The following is a 20,678-nucleotide window of genomic DNA, read 5'->3' as shown; positions in this document are numbered from 1 at the left end:
TTTAAAAAAATGATCCAGCAGATCCATCACGGTACTCCTCTGCGGTAATGACCGTTTCATACAAACCAACGTTTTCATTTTCGTGGCGGTTAATACCTGTGTATATTAGACTTGCGTCCTCATATCGCTTGAATTTGTAAACAGCATCATTCATGAGGGCGCTATTAAATACTCCCAGACTAACCAAAAGCTCAAAATCTTTGACGATTAAGCCAGTTACCTTTTTAAAAAGCCCTGGCTCAAGTTGGGTAATAACATCCTTAAGGCTTTTCTCTCTATAATCGGTCAAGTACATGAATACAGGGATACGGGTGGCAAATTTTATGAGTTTTTCCCGAATTTGATTACGTAGCTTTTTATATTCCTTCTCATTGGAAATCAACTCGCGCTTCTCACCAGTATTGAGTTCGCGTTCACTCGCTTCTTTTTTTATCTTTTGAACGGCTTCCGATTTATTAATGATCGTTTCAATATCTTGGTTAAGTGTTCTAAAACCCTCTATTCGCATTAATGCATCCATAGCTTCTTGGCTATTCATCAGACGTTCAAGCGTGTAGTTATCAACATTAACCAGTAAAGCGCTTTCCCAACGACGAGCTAATAAAGTTGCAGTGGTCCCGCTCATAGCCATATCCAGAATACCTGCAGCGTTAATTTGCTTCATGGAGCTGCCATCATAAGCTAGAACAGGCAAGAAATGGATAAATTCCGCTACGTTCTTTTCTGGACTCGATTCATTAACGTTGAGTCGGCAGCTGTAATCTGCAATCTGACGAAGTGCTCTGTCTGGGGCAAAGTCAAAAACATAGCATTCTCCTTTAATAATTTCCTGTTTATTTGGGGATTTGTTATCTGGATTATTTATAACCCAAGGAGTTTGAACTCTAAAAGCAGCCTGAAAATAAGTTTCAGGACTGGAACAATTACGTAGCATAAAGATTCCCGTCCAGGGTTTAACTGATACTCCTGTAGTCAATTTTCCGCAAGATAATGTAATTGTTCTGGTTTCAATAGGCGTCTCCATTGCATCCTCAATTGGAAGAAGTGCCTCGACACCAATGCCTGCCTTGCTCCCTGCTGCCACAAGAATTTTATATGCATGGTAAAATTTATTATGTCTTTGACCCAACAGATTTTTCATGGCGTAGCAAGATGCAACGGATGGTAAAAACCAAAATGTATGCGATAAGAGGGCGAGTAATCTAACGTCTGAAAATGGCATGGGGGGCTTTTCTGCACCGAGCTTTAGATTATCAACAGTGGTTTCAAGAAAAGCACCGCGAATCAGGTCGAGCCATTTTTGTACTTCGTTTTCATACTTAAATTTGGCAGTTAAACCTTCTCCAGTAGCTGAGAAAAAAGTGTTTAAATCAAACTGATTAAACTCTCCTCCCATTGCAATATCCCGAATGGAATCTGGTAATTGGTAAGTTAACATGACCATACGTGGCAACGAGTCGTAGGGATTATTATCGCCTTTCCATTGTTCTTTAGCGCGCTGTTCATCGGAATAAGTCCAGTTGTATATTTGTTCTTCAATGAATTCACCCGTTGCGATAGCGCGAAATGGTGTACCAGAAAGATACAAATAGGCAGAGGTGGTTATTGGCATTATATTTTCATCAAAAAAGTCAATGCCATCCCCTTCAGCATATTGAGCTTCATTTTTATCCTCTGCTGCAAATAACTCTTTAGCGCTTTCCCGCCATGCACCATAATGATATTCATCAAGAATCACACAATCCCAATGCATGGTATGCACCCATTCGTTTTTAGCCTTAATACCACCCACGTTATTTTTACCCATGTAATCTTGGAACGAACCAAAACAAACAATAGGTCTATTGGGATCATTTGATTCAAAGGAAAGCGTGTCTTTTGATATAAATTGCCACTCCTTAAAATCGATATGCAATTGCAAATCATCACGCCATGCATTGTGTACAGCAGGTTTAAAGGTGAGAATCAAAATCTGTTTCCAGTCCATACGTTTGGCCAGTTGATAGGTGGCAAATGTTTTTCCGAATCGCATTTTGGCGTTCCAAAGGAAATGAGGTGTTTTTTCGGGATTTTCCTTTTTGAAACTTTTGAAGTAGGCCATAGTTTTATTAACAGCTGCTTCCTGTTCAGGACGCATACTAAAATCCAGTGTTCTATTATCTTCATTTTCAATACCATCTCGTATAGCGATAATGGCGGCCTTAACGTCTGACACGGAACATTTAAACCATTCACCATCTAAATTATGAAATCCCTTATTTCTTAGATGCCTATGTATTGCATGATCAGTAAAAGCGCTGCCATCTTTTCGCATAGCAGATTCAACAAGTTCAATTTTATAGGGGGGTGGTCCTGGGCGTAATATGGGGTATTGTTGTCTAACACGTTGTTCCACGCCTATACATGTATAACCAATTTTTAATAAACCATCATATTGAGGATTAGTATCCACATAGGCATAAATTTCAGGCTTTGCCACCGATTTTGGAGGAAAAAAACTATCACTCATCAGTGATCTCCATAGGTCTTACCATAGAGTCAATAAAGGCTATTTCGTCAGCTGTTATATTGTATTTTTTATATAGTTTATCGTCTGTCCATATCTCGCTAAAATCTTGCATCGGGACAAGAGCATATTTGTCTCTCATTGCATGTTGAGTATTCTTCTTCAGCATAATGCAAAATCTAAAAAATTTTGTGCGAATGTAAGACATTACATTCTTGCAAGTCTGTTCATTGTTAAATGGCCCGATCAATAGATAAGATTGGGTGCAACAGCTATTTGGTTCTCCCATAAAAGGCTTACCTAAGAATCTATAAGGATAATTTCCTCGTTCTCCATATCCAGCGGCAATATAGACTTTCCATTCATCAACCCAGTGCTGATTTCTTAATAATTGATCTCTGCGAATAAATCCAATTCCACTTGAGGTATGTATCTTTATAGCATCTGTAAAAGAGTTTTCCTGAAAATCTTTAAATGTAGTAATGAATCCAAAGGGAGTTTGGGGGCTAACAAGTGCATCAAAAGTAGGTTCCTTAAAAGCTGCTATTTTTCGTTTGATGGGAATTGACTCATTGAATCGAATAAAAGTATCCCCTTTATCCTCAAGAAGCGAGCGTATTATTGGACTACTGTTTTCCTGATTAGCTCTAATAGTTTTGATTTCACATGGGCCATTATTATCTCTGTCCCATAGAAAATAACAGACCCCACCAGAAATATCGATTCCAGGAAAACAGTCTGTTGCATTAGGATAATCTACTAGTTTTCTTATCCGAGTATCATTTAGCATTTCTGACCGAAACTCATCTAAACCACGACCTCCTGCAAACCATCGAGATTGAATAATCATTGTTAAGAACCGTGGATTTAACTTTTTAGCTTGCTGAACAAACAAATGATATAAAGGTATTGCATAGTTTTTTTTCTCAATTCCTACATTAAGCTGATAAGGCGGATTTCCTATGATCACATCAAATTTCATATTAAATATCTCCCTCGGTGTGCTTGTATGAATGAATTGGTATGCATGGCTTTCTAATTCAATACCACGTTCATATAAGCTCTGTTTTGCGCCACAGAAAGTACATTTTTTTTTATGCCATGTATGACCTATAGGATCAAAAATGATGTTACCATCCGGGTTATTAAATGCAGTTATTACGGAATATGAGCTATTGGCAAACCTTGAGCAATAAACAGATCGTCTAGCCAATAACGCTGTCAGCTCCGTGATTCCAATTCCGTAAAGTTGTTTTGTATAAATATGATTGATACGTTTCTGAAGATTAGGAATTTCTTGTTCCAAACCACGTAATAAACGTTTGGCAATTTCTCGTAAAAACACCCCTGATTTACAGGCAGGGTCTAAGAATGTCATTTCTTTATCTTGCCAAATATATTCTGGCAAAAGATCCAGCATTTGGTTTACAACTGAGGGGGGTGTGAAAACTTCATCGCTGCTCAAATTGGCAATGAAACTTAAGATATCTGGGTTGTATTGCGGTTGTATTTCATACATTTTGATACAACCTCAGAAAATGCATGAGCGGGAATTCTTTTATTGGATTTGCAGGCGATTTTTTTTGATCAAAATTTACATGATTATGTAGGGAAGAATCATCTATGGATTGATTATCCATCAGATGATCAAAGAAATAATCCCTACGCTTTAACATACTCCCGTTTACAGCAGACCATTCTGAAAAAACAATAGGTTCTCCGGTATCAGTAGTTTTCATGGTCAGGGCATTGCCCCAAACTATATTAAGCTCAAGGATAAAGCGTATAGAACTCCTACAATCTTGACTGCAATTTTTGCCATACAAGCTTGTATAGTGTTCATTGAAGTATTTGAACAGGCGGTTGCGGCAATGAAGTACATTGTCTTCTAGAATATCAATGCCATAAAGGGAGGACACTGCAAGAACTGCATAGCGCTCATATTCACGTTTGCTTTTTCTGTAGCGATGCTTAACTACATCTAGTTTGCGGCGCAATATTTCTATTAGGAAGTTACCTGTACCACACGCAGGCTCTAAAAAGCGCGATTCAATTCTTTCTGTCTCTGGTTTGACAAGGTCGAGCATGGCATTTACCTCTCGCTCAGAAGTAAAAACCTCACCGTGCTCCATAACTCTTTTTTTGGATTTGATTTGAGTCATGTTCCCTCTCTTGGCTGATATAATTCCTTACATCACGGCATAAGACTCACAAGACTTATTAATAAACACTTAATTTAAGTGTAGACCAATTTTACTTTCCTGCATGGAATCAAAGCGCTATCATTAGGACATCTCAACCCAGATATGTGTCCTTATCTAAAATATAAAGACACCATTGAGTACAAAGTTCTTCAACGCATCAAAAAAATGTGTGGTAATGTGGTTCTGCGCCAGGATCTTCTGATTGGGTTCTATCGTCAGGTAAGTCGTGTTTTGAAAAAACTGATTGATGCGAATGAACTGATTAAAATTGGCTGGTATTTATGCTAAGGCTTATTTTTGTGAAATGCTCAACAAGCCTGTTCTTAAGGAGGATTTAGCCAAACCTGTAAAGAAGCTCTCGATAGAAAGGGAAGTAAATGGGAGTATGGCACAGCTCTTCAAGAATATAATGCCGGTTTGCCCACGCAAGTACCTTGTCGTTTAATTAATTAAAAACTCGTTACAGAGGAAAAATATCTCACCACAAGCAAAGACTTCGTGTTGAGAAAGGCATTAATGCAAGATAAGACTACTATATAGTTGACTAAAAGCATTCTTTATTCTAAATTCTAGAATATGGAATAAAGGTGGCGATCAATGATTAAATCACAAGACATCGTAGTTCTGGCTAAACTTTTAGCTTATCAATCAGATGAAAACTGGTCTCAAAATAGGATTGCATTTGAACTGTGTTTGAGTCCTTCTCAAGTCAATAGCGCATTCAAAAGATTAGTCACAGTAGGACTGATTACGCCATATCACCCCCCAGCTAAGCCAAAGCCGATTATTCAGGCCTGCGAAGAGTTTTTTCTTCATGGATTAAAGTATGTTTTTCCTGCCAAATTAGGTGAGCTAGTTCGTGGTATTCCTACTAGCTATGCTGCGCCAAGCTTAAAGGATCAGATTATTGCGGGTAATGATCCTATTCCTGTATGGCCATATGGTGAAGGGAATGAGCGTGGCCTTGCATTACAACCTTTATATTCTTCAGTACCTGAGTCCGTAGCAGAACATCCTGATCCATTATTTTATGACCTATTGACGCTAATTGATGCTATCCGTTCTGGTCGTGTAAGGGAAAGGCAAATTGCCGGACAAAAAATATCAGCAATATTAAAATCAAAAAAGTTGGTATCAAATGAATAGAAGTTCAGCTCAAAGAAATATCGAATCCCTTTCTTTAATTGCACATCGGCTTGGAGATCTATGTAATGAAGTAACTTTTGTTGGTGGCTGTATTACAGGTTTATTGATAACAGACAAAGCCGCGCCTGATGTGCGCTTTACTGTCGATGTAGATTGTATAGTGAACGTTATCACCAGGCCGAGTTATTATGTTATTGCTGAGAAATTACGCCAGAAAGGATTTAAAGAGTTAATTTCTGGTGATCATCCCATATGCCGTTGGGATTGTGGTGGTATTTTAATCGATGTTATGCCTATCGATAAAAGCGTATTGGGGTTTTCTAATAAATGGTATAAGGATGCTCAAGAAAATGCTGTTAGTCACAATATTGCTGACAGTATAGATATAAAAGTTATTTCAGCACCTTATTTTCTAGCAACTAAGCTGGAAGCATTTAAAGATCGTGGAAAACAGGACTTTTTATTAAGCCATGATTTGGAAGATATTATTTCAGTCATTGATGGCCGGCCTGAGATCGTTAGTGATGTTTCAGAAGCATTAGCTAATTTAAAACAATATCTCTCATCTGAATTTGCATTATTGATGAATAATGAGCAATTTCTACAAGCCTTACCTGGTCATTTAAACTATTCACTAGAATCTGAGAGCCGAAAGAAAATTGTGGAGTCTCGGATAAATGCTATTATTGATGTGGTGAAATAAATGAATATTGCTTGGTTAACTGATATTCACCTTAATTTCTTAAAAGTTGAAGCAAGAAAGAAATTTTACCAACAGGTCATTGAAACTGGTGCTGATAGAATTTTGATTACTGGAGATATAGCCGAGGCAAAAGATGTTTGTGAAATTCTTCAAGAATTTAGCACCTACACAAATAAGCTTATTTATTTTGTATTAGGTAACCACGACTACTACTTTAGTAGCGTTAATAATGTACGTGAAAAAGTTCGTGCTCTGTGTGCTCAGAATAAAAACCTCATTTGGCTTGGGGAGCCTAAAACTCTAACATTAGCTGAGGGTATTGTATTAGTAGGCCATGATGGCTGGGCAGATGCGCGTTATGGAGATTTTGATCATAGCTTAGTCAATTTAAATGATAGTCGTTTAATCGCTGAGTTATATCAAGCTTTTTTATTGAATAAGTCTGCCTTAAAAAGGGAAATGCAAAAATTGGCTGACACAGATGCCGCAGTCCTCCAAGAGATATTGGATGATGCGACTAAAACTGATGTTAAAAAAGTAATTATTGCTACCCATATCCCACCATTTCCTGAAAGCAGTTGGCACAAAGATAAACCAAGCGATGAAAATTGGCTACCTTATTTCGCTTCAAAAGCAACTGGCGATGTGATTATGAATTTTGTTAAAAAACATGCTGATATTCAGCTTTTAGTTTTATGTGGTCATACTCATACAGCGATAACTATAAAACTTTCTGATAATCTGATAATTAAATCAGGTAAAGCAGAATACTATAAACCTGAAGTTCAGGAATGTATTTGTATTTAAAAATAAGGTGGCTTGTGACAAGTAGCCCTGTCTGAATACTTAGGTAGAGTATTAATTATGAATATATGGAAAACGATACGTGATAAATTGAATCATTATTTCTCTAAGAATAAACCATCAATTTCTTTTGTTCCCCCAGGACTTATTGAACCCCATGCTTATTTACTTAATCCTCTACCGAATAATAGACGCTTATATAAAATAACGAACATTGACTATCTCTTAAACTCAATCCTAGGAAATTATCTCTATTTCAATAATGTTTCTAGTTATAGTGACTTTCAATTAGCTGATATTAATGATGGTGCACAACTACCACTTGAGCGTCCAATTAACGCTAGTAGTTCATTCGAAACAGATCCTAAGTTTACAATGGAACATTATTACGATAATTCGCGTTCTCGAACTTATGCAAGTTGTTTTTCAATACAAAATTCAGAACACATTTGGGAAAATTATGGTAATCACAATCCTACAGCTAAAGTGGGGATTATTTTTGATTATACTAAACTTAAGACTATGCTAAATGCAGCTATGCTGTCGTCAAATACCCGATTATTAACTAATAATATTCCATGTATTCAATTTTTCTCAATTAATTATGGAATGATAAAATACGTTAATTGGCAAGAAGCTAAAAACGAGTCTGAGTTTCTTAGAAATCCTATTGAATATGCATATATAAAGGATTTAGCATTTCAAGAAGAAAATGAATTTCGAATTACATTATCAGCGTTGGGTTTGGGTAATTTTACGCTGAATAATGGGGAGGTGTTGAATTTTACACAAAGACCTAGTCTCCATTTATACTTCAATTATTTAGCTGCCGCAGCTAATGGTACAATTATTGGTATCCAATACTCGTATAATGGCAAAATTGAAAATTTTCAGAATCTGATTAGCGATTTTAGAATTTTTCCAACGTAGTAGGTGCTTTTTTTTATAGGATAAACTTTTTAACTTAATAACAATGGGGGTACATTTGGGGGTATATTGTTATTAACTCTAAAAATAATCTTTTAAATACAACACATTGGCCAATCAATTAAATAGCCGCCGCCACAATTATTCAAGGCAGCAAAGACCACTAAAGACATCATGAATCCTTGTAAATCAACGAGTTAGATCCTATTTTTCAGGGTTGAGGTAGTCATTTTTGGTTTCTCGTTGGCACAATAATCACCTAAAATATGTCAGATCTTGCTTTCTGTCTTTATCCATAAAAGACAGCTTTCTATTGGAGTTCCTTGTCAATCCGTTTTCTTAAAATAGGTGTCTATCTATCAGAGTCTGACCTCATTAATGCAGTAGGCTAAATGAACGCCCAGGGGCTGTTTTTGAACAGAGCCCCAAAGTTTACTCATATCAAATGAAATTAAACCACGATCACTGCTGATGATGTCTCAGTTTCGGACTCAAGAGAGAGTTCTGGTTTATTTTCGGGAGCAGCGATAATAGCTCCTCGCCAACCATCTAATAACTTTTCTTTAGGCAGAGTACAGTGGTAATAATCACCATAAGTAAATACAGTCACGTCTACAGTGTCTTCGTCATTTATCTCCAAATTGGTTAATTCTACCCAGTGATCAGCGGCAATGCCTAAAATACTGGCATCGCCCTTATTTGCGGATGGTGCGTGTTTACAGAGTCTATGTGTTAATCCAGCTGAGACACCCAATATAAATTTTGCATTGGGTTGCTTTTGCATGGCTTCCAATACAAAAGTGAAATTTTCTTCCCAACCGGCATAACTGCGCTGATCCGTGCGATGAAAGAAGAACATATAAATACCGCCTAGTGGTTTACCATTGGTATAGGTATGATAACTCGCATTGGTGCAATTAAATCCAAATGTTTGTAACCAGGATATGACTTGAAAATTAGTAGCAGCTCCCTGGGCAAAATCAATGGTTTTAGGTAAACCAGGTAAATATCCTAGTCTGTTAGAGCTATGACGTAATGCAACTAAAAAAGCATGAATAAGATTATTGCTCTCATAATAATCATTGTTAGCAATTGCTTTGCCGTTAATACAAACTTCTCCATTGCTAATGAAATTGATCAGTATTCGAATTGTTAAATCAGGATAGCTGCTCATTAAAACCTTTAAAAAAACTGCCGCCCCACAAATGTTGGCATTACCTTGATTTATTGATTCGGGGTAAATCACTAAGCGTAATAGCTGATAAGCTGCAGAGGTCTTTGTAGTTTGACCAAAGTAACAATCAACAGTTGCATCTCCATCGAGAAAATGTTGAATTTGAGTTATTTCACCCCTCAAGTGCGGATGTGTTGTAAGACTCGTGACTAAAATGTCCCTGGTAAATTGTTCAAAAGAAGGGAATTGAAAGCGTGCTTTTTTGACATTTTCTGTATGCAAGACTTGAAATTGCTCTTCATTTTCTACAAAACGAAGTAATTTATTGGGGGACGCTCTCATTTTTTCCAACAAAGCTTTATGTAAAACTGAAAATTCTCTAGAGCCATTGGGATCTATTTTGGAAAAAACTCTATAGCTATCAAAGAGTTTAACCATGAGATGTTCATCATTCACAATCAACCGGATTAAATTGTCTGTATAATTGTAGGCATTAACATTTAAATTATACGCATCGAAAAAATCTGACGATTCTCTAATAGCATTGCTTATCATGCTGGAATTACAAAATAGGTAAGCCGCCAAACCATGTGTAAATGGAATATTATTGGCCGTTGTGGTTTGGTTAAGAAACTCAAAAATAGTTCCTTGATTGATATTTAAAATAAGGTCGAGGTAATACTCTCCAAGCTCTTTAAATTCTTCTTCATATTCTTCGGCAAACCAATTTAAGCTATTATCAAAAATACGCTTGGGGTCGAAATTAAAACCAGGGGCTGTTAATTTTTCCATCTTTCTTTTTAGCTTTAAGGTGAGTCTTTCTTCTTCCTCTTTATCTTGATTGGAAATTGCCAAATCTATTGCTTCTCTCACTTTCTTCAATGAGGGTATATTCGTGGAGAGATAAAGCTTAGTCTTATCAGTAGACGCGATCTTTTCCCATATTGAAGAATTAAAGAAAAATAACGAAAAGTCATAATTTAAATTAAAAAGATAACCCAGTGGAATTAAATTAAACTTTTTAGTAATAACAGAGCCATAGTGGCCAATCATAATTGGCACAAAGTGAGGATAAGCTTTTGCGATAAGATTTAAATCTTCAGGGGTTGTACACTCATCTATCAGCCCCTTTATATTATTTAGCAATTGGTCAATTTTTGTTTTTGAGTCTATTGATGATAATTCATCATGGCTTTTAAGTTTTGAGGGCATTTTAGGGTTCTTTTTGAACAATATGTAATTAGTTTAACAAATAAATATTAAGGAAATTTTAAGGCAATGACTGACAAGAGTAGTGTGTATGTTGGCTGAAATGTTCTATAAAAAAAGTCAAGGGGATTAGATCTTGCTTTTCGCCTTTATTCATATGGTACCTATTTACGGATCCTGACCCCCAAAATCATGCTTTGATGCTTTACCCAAATATTATATAAAGGTGAATGGTTTCTTTCAGTTGCAAGCACATAAATGAGGTCAGGTCTTTCCTTATTATTGAATATCAAATAATCGGCAAGCTTGTGTATTAGCATTTCAAAATCTAACCAAATTCAAAGTCTGACACTCTAATGCTTTTCAAACTTTCTTAAATTTTTCAAGTAGGGAATATTTGTGGTTCCACAACAATGACAAAAGTATTTCTATATATTAAGCTTAAAATTATAAATATAAATGGAAAGCATAATGAAAGAACCTACAGAGCCCCAACGACCACTTGAGCCTCCAGAACCAAAGCCCATTGATAATCCAGAAGAACCCCTTGTGATTGAATAAGTTTTCAATTGTTCCCAGGTAATAAATTCTAAACTCGGAACGACAGCTTAAATATAGATCCACTCTTTATTCAGTTGGTCTGTGTAAATCACAGACCATGCAGATGCAGTATATGTTTTACATGCCTTCCAGAGAAGACTCAAGCCACAGCAAAACGATATTGATCTTGCAAAAACACGTTTTGCTGAATTAATGAGGAGCAAATAGAGATGAGCAAAGTAGAATGTTACCAAAATGTTTGGGATACAATTGCTGATATTATTCTGAGCGGGTTTCGATTTACGCCTCCCCACCATAAATTATTGAAGTGTCTTATTATTTTCTATTGAATTTTTTCTACCGGCACCAAAAATTAGTTGATTCACAATTCAAGGCCTGAGCCTCTAGATACTACTTATAGTCAGACGAGGGCTTTCTCCACTATATTTTTCAACAAACGCCTCGAATAATTCAAAGGGAGGATTGGGTTTTCTATAAATCTCTGTAGAAATTTTAGTTAATTCAGCTTGAGCCTCTTTATCGATTTTCACTCCGTTTTGTCTGCAAAATAAAAGAAAAGAATCAACGAGTGATTTAAAATCTTGTTTAAAATAATCTTTACCCGCTTCATAATTTTCAAATTGTTGGGAGATTTCAAGGTCACACAAATTTATTTCACCCTCTTCTGAAACTAAAGCATTGGTCAAATTACCGATATCACCATGAGACATCAGGGAATCCTCATGCATTTTATTCAGCTCTGTCAGTGTCTTAGCTAACAAGGTTAGGCACTCCTCAGGCGTACTTATCTTTAGTTTGGCAGATAATGTTGTTCCCTCTAAATAAGGTTCTGTGGTGACATAAGGAACAGTAGAGTCCTTTTTTTTACCCCCATACGTGTGTACCCTAAAATCTCCTCTGGATTCAAAAAACGCCTTTTGTAACTCCAACTTTTTTTCGTTGCGCTCGGGATTATTTTCATATTTTCTATAAGAACCTTTCAGCCCAGTAGGAATGGAACTCGTACTCGTGCCTAGTTGGCGTTTTACAACAACTTGTTCTGCTGCATCTTCAGGCCCTTTCTTTTGATATAAGTCTGCTGTTCTTGAGGTACCTGTACCAAGTTTTTTTAGTTTATCGAATTGTTCTCCATCCATAAAAACTATCGAATTAGAACGATGTTTGTCAGAGGGCATGAAAGCGAATTCACCCCGATCTTTTGCTTGGTTAAATTCAATAATCTGTTCATCAATATCTGTACCTCGTGTGTATGGTGCCCAGTTTATATCTTCATTTTGAATGATTAATTCTAATAAAACATAAGTCCATAAGGAATGATGCTTTTTAGGAATGCTCCCATTCGATAAATAAGTCCTTATCAATCTTATATCGTCTTCTGCGGATGAGCTCTCAGTAATCTTGGTTTGCAGATCTTTAAACAGCTGCGGAATATTATTCTTTGAAAAAGAATGACGTTTACTGGTAAAAAAACCGTCGCCAAAACCATTTTCGGATTTATTGGCATATTTTTCTAAGGCTTGAGTAATAATTCGTTGGTACAATTGACTCATGATAGAGCCTCCTAAAATTAGCCTCTCTTACTAAAGTATAATAAAAAATCATCTATTTGGTTATTAATGAACAAAGTGGCATATATGGGTCAAGTTTACTGATTAATTGCTCTATTTTATTTAAATTAGAAAAAATCTTTTCATTTGTATTTAGATCTATAAAACCACGTGCCGCTCTCTCGGAGTCTTTAATAGATAGGACTTGATTAAGTAAATTATTATAAAATGTTACTAAGAGTGCTTTTTCCTGTGGATAGTTTTAAAAGGAGAATATTTTTGATAAGTACCTGTTGATTAATAGGACCATTTGAATGGTCTATAATTAATCATTATTATTTTTTTTAAGTTCTCTATGCCCGCACCCGATTCAAAACAAGTGGTTTTAGCAATTGCTCGCGAGAGTGTTGAAAAAACCGCACGCCATTTTCGTCTGGATTCGACAAATATTAGGACTGTCAAAAAAAATTTGTATTCAGATAAAATAACAATATCTCCTACATTTTTTGCAACAAATTCCAGGAGCCGTCAATTAGAGGCCCTTTTATTGGATTCCACAAAAGGATTATCCAGACATCAATTGCGCAAAAAAAGGGAAAACGAATTATATACAGAAGAAGCATTTGATCAATCATTTAACATGCGCACTCAAGATCATATTGATGCAAAGATTTTTGCTGAATATTACGTAGGAAACTGTGGAGAGTTGGCTTTTTTTGCCGCCATAATGGTTAAAGAGTTAGGTTATACGGGTGCAGTGGAATGTATTGAATTTAAAAAATATGACCATATTTTTGTGGTCCTTAACCGACCCAAAAATTCTGATCCAAGTGATCCTTCTACCTGGGGAGAAGACACAATTATTTTAGAGCCTTGGCTGAAAACATCTTTTTCTGCAAAAGATTTTGAAAATTTCTGGCTGAATAATATTGATTTAATTTCATTCAAAGATGATGTAAAAAGAAATGACAGAAAAACACAAATAGATGACTTAAAGACTACTGACTTAGGCACCCAAATCACTTTTAAAGCAAAATATTTTTCTCGTTTATATTCATCAGGGGAAAAGCACACCACTGGCTACACTCATGCAAATATTGTCCGTGATTTATCTGCTGACGATGCATTTCGATTCCTTAGATATTTAAATAATTTATATGGAAGGGAATACATACAAAAGAGTGTACTCACTCCTGAAAACAGATTAAAAATGTTGCAAGGTTTATCATATACAAATTACAACACGTTCATGGAAGAAAAATTTTGCATCGATTCATATAAAGAAAAATATATTGCGAATACTGCTACTGGTTTAGAAGTTTTATTGTTTGCATTAACTACGAATGATATTACATTACTTTCTGCTTCGAGGTTGAAGGGTGCCTTACAGAATTACGGATCAAAATTAGATGATGAGTGTAGGGAAGGTGTTGGGCATTTAATAACCCTGCTCTCAGAATTGGAAAAGAATCAAGATCACTCATTAACTTGCTCTAATGTCATCGATATTATAATGAACACTACAACGGGACGATTTTTTTGTCCTCAAAACCTGTGTTTTGATAATGCCAATTTAGAAAATAAAAATATGAAAGACATTCAGCTTCCTAACTGCAGTTTTAAGGATGCTGACTTATCATATGCCATATTGGAAGGCAGTAATCTCTCTGGAAGCAACTTAACTGGAATAAATTTTAAATGCGCTAATCTTAGTAATGCTTCGTTTCGGGGAGCTACTTTGATCGGGGCAAATTTTCGCGAAGCCAATGTAACTAATACTAACTTTTACAATGCGCAATTTTTAAAAAAAACAGCATTTACCGACAAGAGTGAATTTACTGGCGCTCTTAATGAATTATTAATAAATACCAATCTCAATTACCAAACAGAATCTTTAAATATAGCTATTGCAACTGAAATTGATGTAGAAATTAATAAGATAAATAATACTAATCCTGATTTGGCAAATGAATTAAGACAGATCGTTGTAAATCATTACTTATTCTCTAACTGCCTCACCGATGAAATGAAAGCTTTGATAAAATATGATGATTTTTCACATGATGATATGGATTTTTTAATTTAGCTATCCAGGATAATCAATACAGCAATTCGTTGATGCTGGTTTAAGCAAAGTCCCTTGCTTGATCTAAATCGTCAAAATATATCCTGGATCGTGAACTATGTTAAGCATACAATTGATTTTACAGATATTTCCAAGGCTCATGTACCTGATATAGTTAAAAGCTGTGCAATTGAAAATTATGAACGACAATCAAAGAAATCAAATGATAAAAACTTATACTACACATAAAGATCTTTCACCTGACGTAATACAAGAAATGTTAGATAAATTAATTTTGGCTTAAAAAACTTTTTAATTCACCTGCGGAAAAGCATCTTATAAACATGTTTAAAATCAAATTAGGTATAGATAACTTTAGATGTATTGACCTCACTATCTCCTAAAAAAATAAGAGTAAATTTTTTGACTGAAGTGAAGGTTATACAAAAATATACCGAAAAAGTTTGTTACAAACTGAATTAGATTCTCATATCATAAGATGAGGTATATGAACTTATATTAAAAACTACCTCGGGTTCCTCTTCAGAAAGTACTGATACTAATTCTCGATATCTGATTTAAATGTTTTGAAAGAGTCCACTATTTCAGTACAATGATCGTATAGTTCTCCTCTATTTATCCTTTCCGCAATCGAAACTAATTCTTTTAATTTATTATAATAATTAATTAACTCAGCTAATAGATTATTTAAATGCTCACTGTTTTTATATTCGTTTATTATTGTCTTATATCCTTTTTTGCGAAGACTGTTAAAAAGCACAACGAAGAAGTTACATGTTTATCAATGACTTTGAGCTTATAATAAAATAATCAAACCTTGCTATTGATTATTTGAATCGGGGTCGAAAATAAGAGCCAAGCCCCGAGTCGCCTTTCAAAATTTCTTTTACCTCATTCCAAGTGTTCGGTGTGGTAAATAAATTATAAAACTTATTCTCACGATGATAAGTTAGAAATGGCTTTTGATTTTCCCATTTTTGGATGGAATTAAATAACTGGTGTTTATCATCCTGGTTCCAGTTTTTGGTAAAAAATTTAATTAAATCTATAAATTCAATCTTTAACTCTCCAATTTCCAAAAATTTTTGTTTTTTCTCCATCGTTGATAGCTGAACAGCAGTAAATTTTGATACATAATCATTATAAATATGCTTGATGCGTTCAACTTCATGATTATCCGCTTCTTTAGATGAATAAAACGCTTCATGCGTTTTACTGTAGTCAGGTGCGTTTAATAAAAGTGGAATTGTCTCTGGAAATTTAGTTTCTCTGACCGAAAAACCCCGCAAGTCTTCACCTTCTAAATATTTTTCTAGTAAAAAAGGAAAAAGTTCTGATGTATCTTGAGCGCAGGCCTCTTTATGTTCATTCACCTCATCCTCCAATTTGAGCATAATATCTTCAAATAAACGATAAATATCATCATTTTTTTTAAGGGAATCTAACTTCTCTAATTTTTTTTGATACCAGTCCAGCCTGGGTTCTGGCGAGAGTTGTTTTATCTCCTGTTTTAGTTCGGTTAAATAGATTAGTTTAAAACAATCAAGATAATTTTGTGGTGCTGGGGAGATGAGCTGCAAAGGTTTGATTGGTTTACCCATTAAAACTCGATGAATGTTATAAATTAAACTGGCTCGAATAAAGGGATCCTCCTCAAAATCCATCACCGTTATATCCCTTAAATCCAGGTTAGGAATTGAAAGAAGCGCCGAAATTCCAGGAGCTCTCAATTCTTTCAAACTAATATTATGATGGGCTCCCACAAGTGCGATATATTTTTCGGGGCTTTGCGAAATAATTTCAGCGGCGGCAGGATTCATAGCCAAGGAACGTTTTTTCGGAAATTTAGTTTCATTTTTTTTGGCATAACCAGTAATACCATCATAAGCCTCAGTGCTATCAAGAGGGATAATGCGTATCCCAAGCATTTGAGCCATGACTACTAAGCCTAAACTGGAGTAAGGGTTAGTCCTATAGCTATATAAAAAATCATCAGAATTTTTTCCGGTAATAATACGATTGCTGATATCCTGATGAATTAATTCGGCTAATAATGCTTTGGGTAATAAGCCTGTTTGGAAAAATTTTTCGTATAAAGCCGTTTGAGTATCATAAAATCCTGACTCAACAAACAACTGTTTAACTCCAGAGGCCGCAAGGCTAGGCATAGAAGTAATTAAAAATTTTTTATGTAAAACTACAGAATGAGTCTCGCCAATACAGACACCTTGTTGTTCCGATATTTTTTTTAGTAAATGTTCTTTTGCAGAGGAAGCTGAGTTACCACTTATTCCAGTAATTTTATGATCCGACAAACTGTCAAAATCCAGGTTTTGTAGCGCATGCTTTGCTTTGCGAATTTTATTTCTTCGCTTAACTGTGACGGGTTCTTCGCATCGCTCAAAAACGATTCCTGATTTTTCCTGGATAAATTTTTTTTCAAAAACATTTTCTTCATCTAATGAAATGGGTTCACCTGCTTTTTTGAAATCTAATATCAGCGGTAAAAATTCAGCAATAAAAGCACTAATTTCATTTAAATTATGCCGAAAATAAATGGCATTGTTTTTGAAAACAATCGATCGTTCAAAATTATTTAAAAACCCAGCTTTTTGTAAATGAATGACTAAGGCATCAAAAATGCTCGAAGAAGGGTCAGAGCCCGGTTTAATGACATAAAGATACCCTTTATTCTTTTCTGTGCGAGCTTTCAAATTATTACTCATTTATCATGCCTTGTATAATTATAATTCATCTAAGGAATATTTATTTTTAGCCTGTTCGAAAAACAGAGTTTCCTGACACAAGCGCGTCAAAGTTTGTTATTCGCAGTAAATTGAATCCGGTCTTTGCCTAGTCTGATAATTGATAAAACAAGATATAGGAGTAAGAGAGGCTAAATCACCCCGTAAGTTAAATATCAAAGGGTTTATTGCGGGTTTTCAAACGGTTTTTTCTCACTTAGATACAATCATTCAATCGCTATTAACAATGCACGGAAGGCAACCTTATTGACCCACAAGTCCGGAAACTGGGCGACAATATAATCGACCAGTTTGGCCGAATTGAACATTCAGAAACCGCTGCCAAGCCGCTTTTTTCTCGGCCATGGGCTTACTACACCTAACTGGTTTTGTACAATTAATTTATGCTAGTATCACGCGTCATTCTTATTAGGCATTATTCATTTTAATTTAGATATTTCCGAGTATTTAAGAAAGATGTTGTTAAGGATATTCTCTATGATAACAAGGACGGCTAGTATGGTGTATTCGCTAAAAAAAAACCTATTACTTGTATTGCTTTTTTCCGTAGTTCCCTATATTTCTGCGGCGCCATTCAATTTTAATGGATTGATTGGCGTGGATTATCAACCAAATCATTATGCAGGCAAGGTTCCATTAAACAATCATGATGTATTTGTTGTGGGAAATAATACGGCCGGCACGCCGATTACTAATGTCTATACAGAACTGGTTCAATTGAAAGAAGCAGGATTTAATACTGTTCGTTCTTATCAAACAACCGTTTTTTCATGGGTAGAGATTATCAATCAGGCCCATGCTTTAGGAATGAAAGTAATCTATGAGGCAGCTATTCCCCAACGACCAGCAGACTCACTCTATAATGGTGCATGCCCATTTCATCGTAAAAATCAAAATGCTATCCCTTGCGCTCAAGAAACTCTTAATGCCGTAATCACTCAAGTGACCAAGCAAGTTTTTGATGAGACGGTTATTCTTGTATTCGCAGGACACGAAAATTATTGTGAAGCAGGTAATACAAAGTCACCCTGCAACAATCCTGCAACATCAAATGTTACTTACTTAACTTCAGCTGTCAACGCTCTTCAAAGTACGTTGGCTGCTGCAGGTCTTACTACACCGGTAAGCTCTGCATTAGTCAGCGGTAATTTGGTTACGCCAAGTATGGCTATCTCTAATGACATGATGACGCTCATTGACAGCTATTCACCTGATGCTCCTTTGGCTTTTGACCCCTATCCGTTTCAATGGGGTGTGCAAGCAAATAAAGCAGTGTGGACTCCTCCCTTGGCTTCTATAGTTCAATCAAACAATTCATTAGCTTGGGATTATATACATGTTGTTGGTTCAAGTAACCCGAAGGCTTTACCTACAGCTTCAAAACAACCCTTTTATACAGCCGGTCGAGTTCTTTTGGCGGCAGAAACAGGTTGGGCTACTGCTGGGAAAAATCCTTCAGACGACCAATGCAATACTCCCGGACCATGTGTCCCATCCGTTGCAAACGCTTCTACGTATTACAAAGCCCTTTATCAATCCAATACTGCCAATTTTGTTGCTACTTCAGGATATTCAATGGGGGTTCTGGCATTTGAAGCCTATGATGAGCCTAATAAAGGCAGCAGTTCTACTGAAGGACATTACGGGCTTTTTGATTCGAATTGCCAGCAAAAAGCAGCGGGACTGGTTCCTAAAAACCAAATGGTCTCATCGCTTGGATGCCAAGGATTTTCAAAAGGAAGTTTATTAACCATTGTAGGAGGTTTTGGCCATCCCCATACAATTGTCATCAGGCAAAAAAACCCAATCACGGGCAAGGATGCCTCTATCACAGCAACAGGCCAAGATAGAGAAGGGCCTTTAGATGCAAAATGGCCTCAGTACTTGGTATTTCCAGGCGCAACAATTACGATTAGAGGCAATCCTTCTTGTACAAAAACCGTGAACTCAATTGACAGTGCTGGACATATTACATTTTATCCTCCTAATCCTTCAGGTTGTAATTGTCCAAATGATGGCCTAAGCAACTGTTATTATTAAACCCTTATCAAATTGGGATGGCAGTGGGGGCACTGCTATTTCGTTGAATTAGTTTTCACGGAGATTTTTATTATGAAATACGTTGGATTTCGCATATTCGTCTTAAGTTTTTTCATTTCATCAGTATTTGCGGGTAGCGGTGGAGTCATTTCCTCTCCACCAACGAAGCAAACAGGTCTCTTCATCGGCCTGGGTGGCAGCTACAATTTTGTGCGCATCAATTCTGAGATGTCAGGAACTCTGAATGCTATTAGTGGCTTTCCTCCTACTGGTGTGTTTTGGGGTACAACAGGAGACTACTCCAATAAAAAACAAGCGTTTGCTCCTGAGGGGCAAATAGGCTATTTGGGACATTTTAAAGACAGCAATTGGTTATGGGGCATTGATTTTTTGTACCAGTATTCACGGATAAAAAAGTCAGCTGATGGCGATGTTAATGCCCCAGGTACTTATATCCATTTTATAAACCCGTCTGTTAACGTAACGGATGAAGTGAGCATAAATTCTGTCGAAACAAAAGTGAATCATGAGTTAATGTTACCCGTATTTATTGGTTACTCATTGACAAACAGTTTTATATACTTAGGTGCAGGGCCTTCCTTGTTCAGAACACAACATAATATGGCACCAAGTTCTGATACACATTCTGGGTTCTATATGGGTGATATCAATGGTTTTTCTAACACGAGATGGGTATGGGGTAGTGCAGTACAAACAGGTATGGCGTTCTATCTCAATCCTGCTTGGTTTTTAAAGCTCAATTACAGCTATGCCCAAACAGGGCATTATAATGTGGGTAACTCTGTGCCTTTCTCACCTGAGATTAACGGGGGGCTTAATAAAGGAATTGTGTCATTTAACACGTCGCATCGCCTTATCGCCCAAGAAGTTGCCGTTTCGATTAATAGATTGTTTGCATTATGAAATTGATGTATATCCTGCCAGGAAATAATAGCCACAGTATCAACTATACCATTGAGTTTGCTCCCTAATTACAAAGTTAAAG

14 protein-coding genes are annotated in these 20,678 nt (G+C 36.1%); 8 read left to right on the top strand and 6 right to left on the bottom strand.

Annotation, left to right across the window (positions count from 1 at the left end; genetic code table 11):
• Position 1 precedes the first annotated feature (1 nt).
• From BU07_RS0112350 to BU07_RS0112340, 3 genes are read right to left on the bottom strand one after another with little or no spacing between them, the layout of a single operon-like run.
• Positions 2-2,509 (bottom strand): GIY-YIG nuclease family protein, encoded by a 2,508-nt coding sequence (locus BU07_RS0112350; protein ID WP_031566492.1) that lies wholly within the window; start codon positions 2,507-2,509, stop codon positions 2-4.
• The gene (locus tag BU07_RS0112345; protein WP_031566490.1) at positions 2,502-4,025 is read right to left on the bottom strand and encodes an Eco57I restriction-modification methylase domain-containing protein; all 1,524 of its coding nucleotides are present in this window, start codon (positions 4,023-4,025) and stop codon (positions 2,502-2,504) included. Before BU07_RS0112345 ends, BU07_RS0112350 begins: the two co-directional genes overlap by 8 nt.
• The gene (locus tag BU07_RS0112340; RefSeq protein ID WP_031566489.1) at positions 4,018-4,668 is read right to left on the bottom strand and encodes a DNA methyltransferase family protein; all 651 of its coding nucleotides are present in this window, start codon (positions 4,666-4,668) and stop codon (positions 4,018-4,020) included. The genes BU07_RS0112345 and BU07_RS0112340 overlap by 8 nt, the downstream gene beginning before the upstream one ends.
• A 144-nt stretch (positions 4,669-4,812) precedes the next feature.
• On the opposite strand from BU07_RS0112340, the gene BU07_RS17745 reads away from it, so the two are divergent.
• The 5 genes from BU07_RS17745 to BU07_RS17045 all read left to right on the top strand — a co-directional run bounded on the left by BU07_RS17745 (position 4,813) and on the right by BU07_RS17045 (position 8,293).
• On the top strand, positions 4,813-4,998 hold the full coding sequence (locus tag BU07_RS17745) for a hypothetical protein (RefSeq protein ID WP_031566487.1): 186 nt from the start codon (positions 4,813-4,815) through the stop codon (positions 4,996-4,998).
• A 309-nt stretch (positions 4,999-5,307) separates the two neighbouring features.
• The gene (locus tag BU07_RS0112325; protein ID WP_031566485.1) at positions 5,308-5,856 is read left to right on the top strand and encodes a helix-turn-helix domain-containing protein; all 549 of its coding nucleotides are present in this window, start codon (positions 5,308-5,310) and stop codon (positions 5,854-5,856) included.
• The gene (locus BU07_RS0112320) at positions 5,849-6,559 is read left to right on the top strand and encodes a hypothetical protein (protein WP_031566483.1); all 711 of its coding nucleotides are present in this window, start codon (positions 5,849-5,851) and stop codon (positions 6,557-6,559) included. Before BU07_RS0112325 ends, BU07_RS0112320 begins: the two co-directional genes overlap by 8 nt.
• On the top strand, positions 6,560-7,366 hold the full coding sequence (locus BU07_RS0112315; protein ID WP_031566481.1) for a metallophosphoesterase family protein: 807 nt from the start codon (positions 6,560-6,562) through the stop codon (positions 7,364-7,366).
• Between the two features lie 57 nt (positions 7,367-7,423).
• The gene (locus BU07_RS17045; protein ID WP_051635575.1) at positions 7,424-8,293 is read left to right on the top strand and encodes a hypothetical protein; all 870 of its coding nucleotides are present in this window, start codon (positions 7,424-7,426) and stop codon (positions 8,291-8,293) included.
• A gap of 448 nt (positions 8,294-8,741) precedes the next feature.
• Here BU07_RS17045 and BU07_RS0112305 read toward each other — a convergent pair whose 3' ends face one another.
• Positions 8,742-10,676, bottom strand: a complete 1,935-nt coding sequence (locus BU07_RS0112305) for a hypothetical protein (protein ID WP_031566478.1) — start codon at positions 10,674-10,676, stop codon at positions 8,742-8,744.
• Between the two features lie 941 nt (positions 10,677-11,617).
• On the bottom strand, positions 11,618-12,784 hold the full coding sequence (locus BU07_RS0112295; protein ID WP_031566476.1) for a protein kinase family protein: 1,167 nt from the start codon (positions 12,782-12,784) through the stop codon (positions 11,618-11,620).
• Positions 12,785-13,508: 724 nt separating this feature from the next.
• On the opposite strand from BU07_RS0112295, the gene BU07_RS17040 reads away from it, so the two are divergent.
• On the top strand, positions 13,509-14,867 hold the full coding sequence (locus BU07_RS17040; RefSeq protein WP_162173981.1) for a pentapeptide repeat-containing protein: 1,359 nt from the start codon (positions 13,509-13,511) through the stop codon (positions 14,865-14,867).
• An 827-nt stretch (positions 14,868-15,694) separates the two neighbouring features.
• Here BU07_RS17040 and BU07_RS0112285 read toward each other — a convergent pair.
• Complete coding sequence (locus BU07_RS0112285; RefSeq protein WP_031566471.1) at positions 15,695-17,593, bottom strand: membrane-targeted effector domain-containing toxin; 1,899 nt, start codon at positions 17,591-17,593, stop codon at positions 15,695-15,697.
• Between the two features lie 516 nt (positions 17,594-18,109).
• Here BU07_RS0112285 and BU07_RS0112280 point away from each other — a divergent pair.
• Positions 18,110-19,672, top strand: coding sequence for a glycosyl hydrolase family 17 protein (locus BU07_RS0112280; RefSeq protein WP_248616634.1), 1,563 nt, complete (start codon positions 18,110-18,112; stop codon positions 19,670-19,672).
• A gap of 72 nt (positions 19,673-19,744) precedes the next feature.
• Positions 19,745-20,596, top strand: a complete 852-nt coding sequence (locus tag BU07_RS0112275; protein WP_031566468.1) for an outer membrane protein — start codon at positions 19,745-19,747, stop codon at positions 20,594-20,596.
• Positions 20,597-20,678: the final 82 nt, after the last annotated feature.

Source organism: Legionella wadsworthii DSM 21896 = ATCC 33877 (assembly GCF_000701265.1).
Taxonomy (GTDB): domain Bacteria; phylum Pseudomonadota; class Gammaproteobacteria; order Legionellales; family Legionellaceae; genus Legionella; species Legionella wadsworthii.
This window is presented reverse-complemented; position numbering and strand designations above follow the sequence as displayed.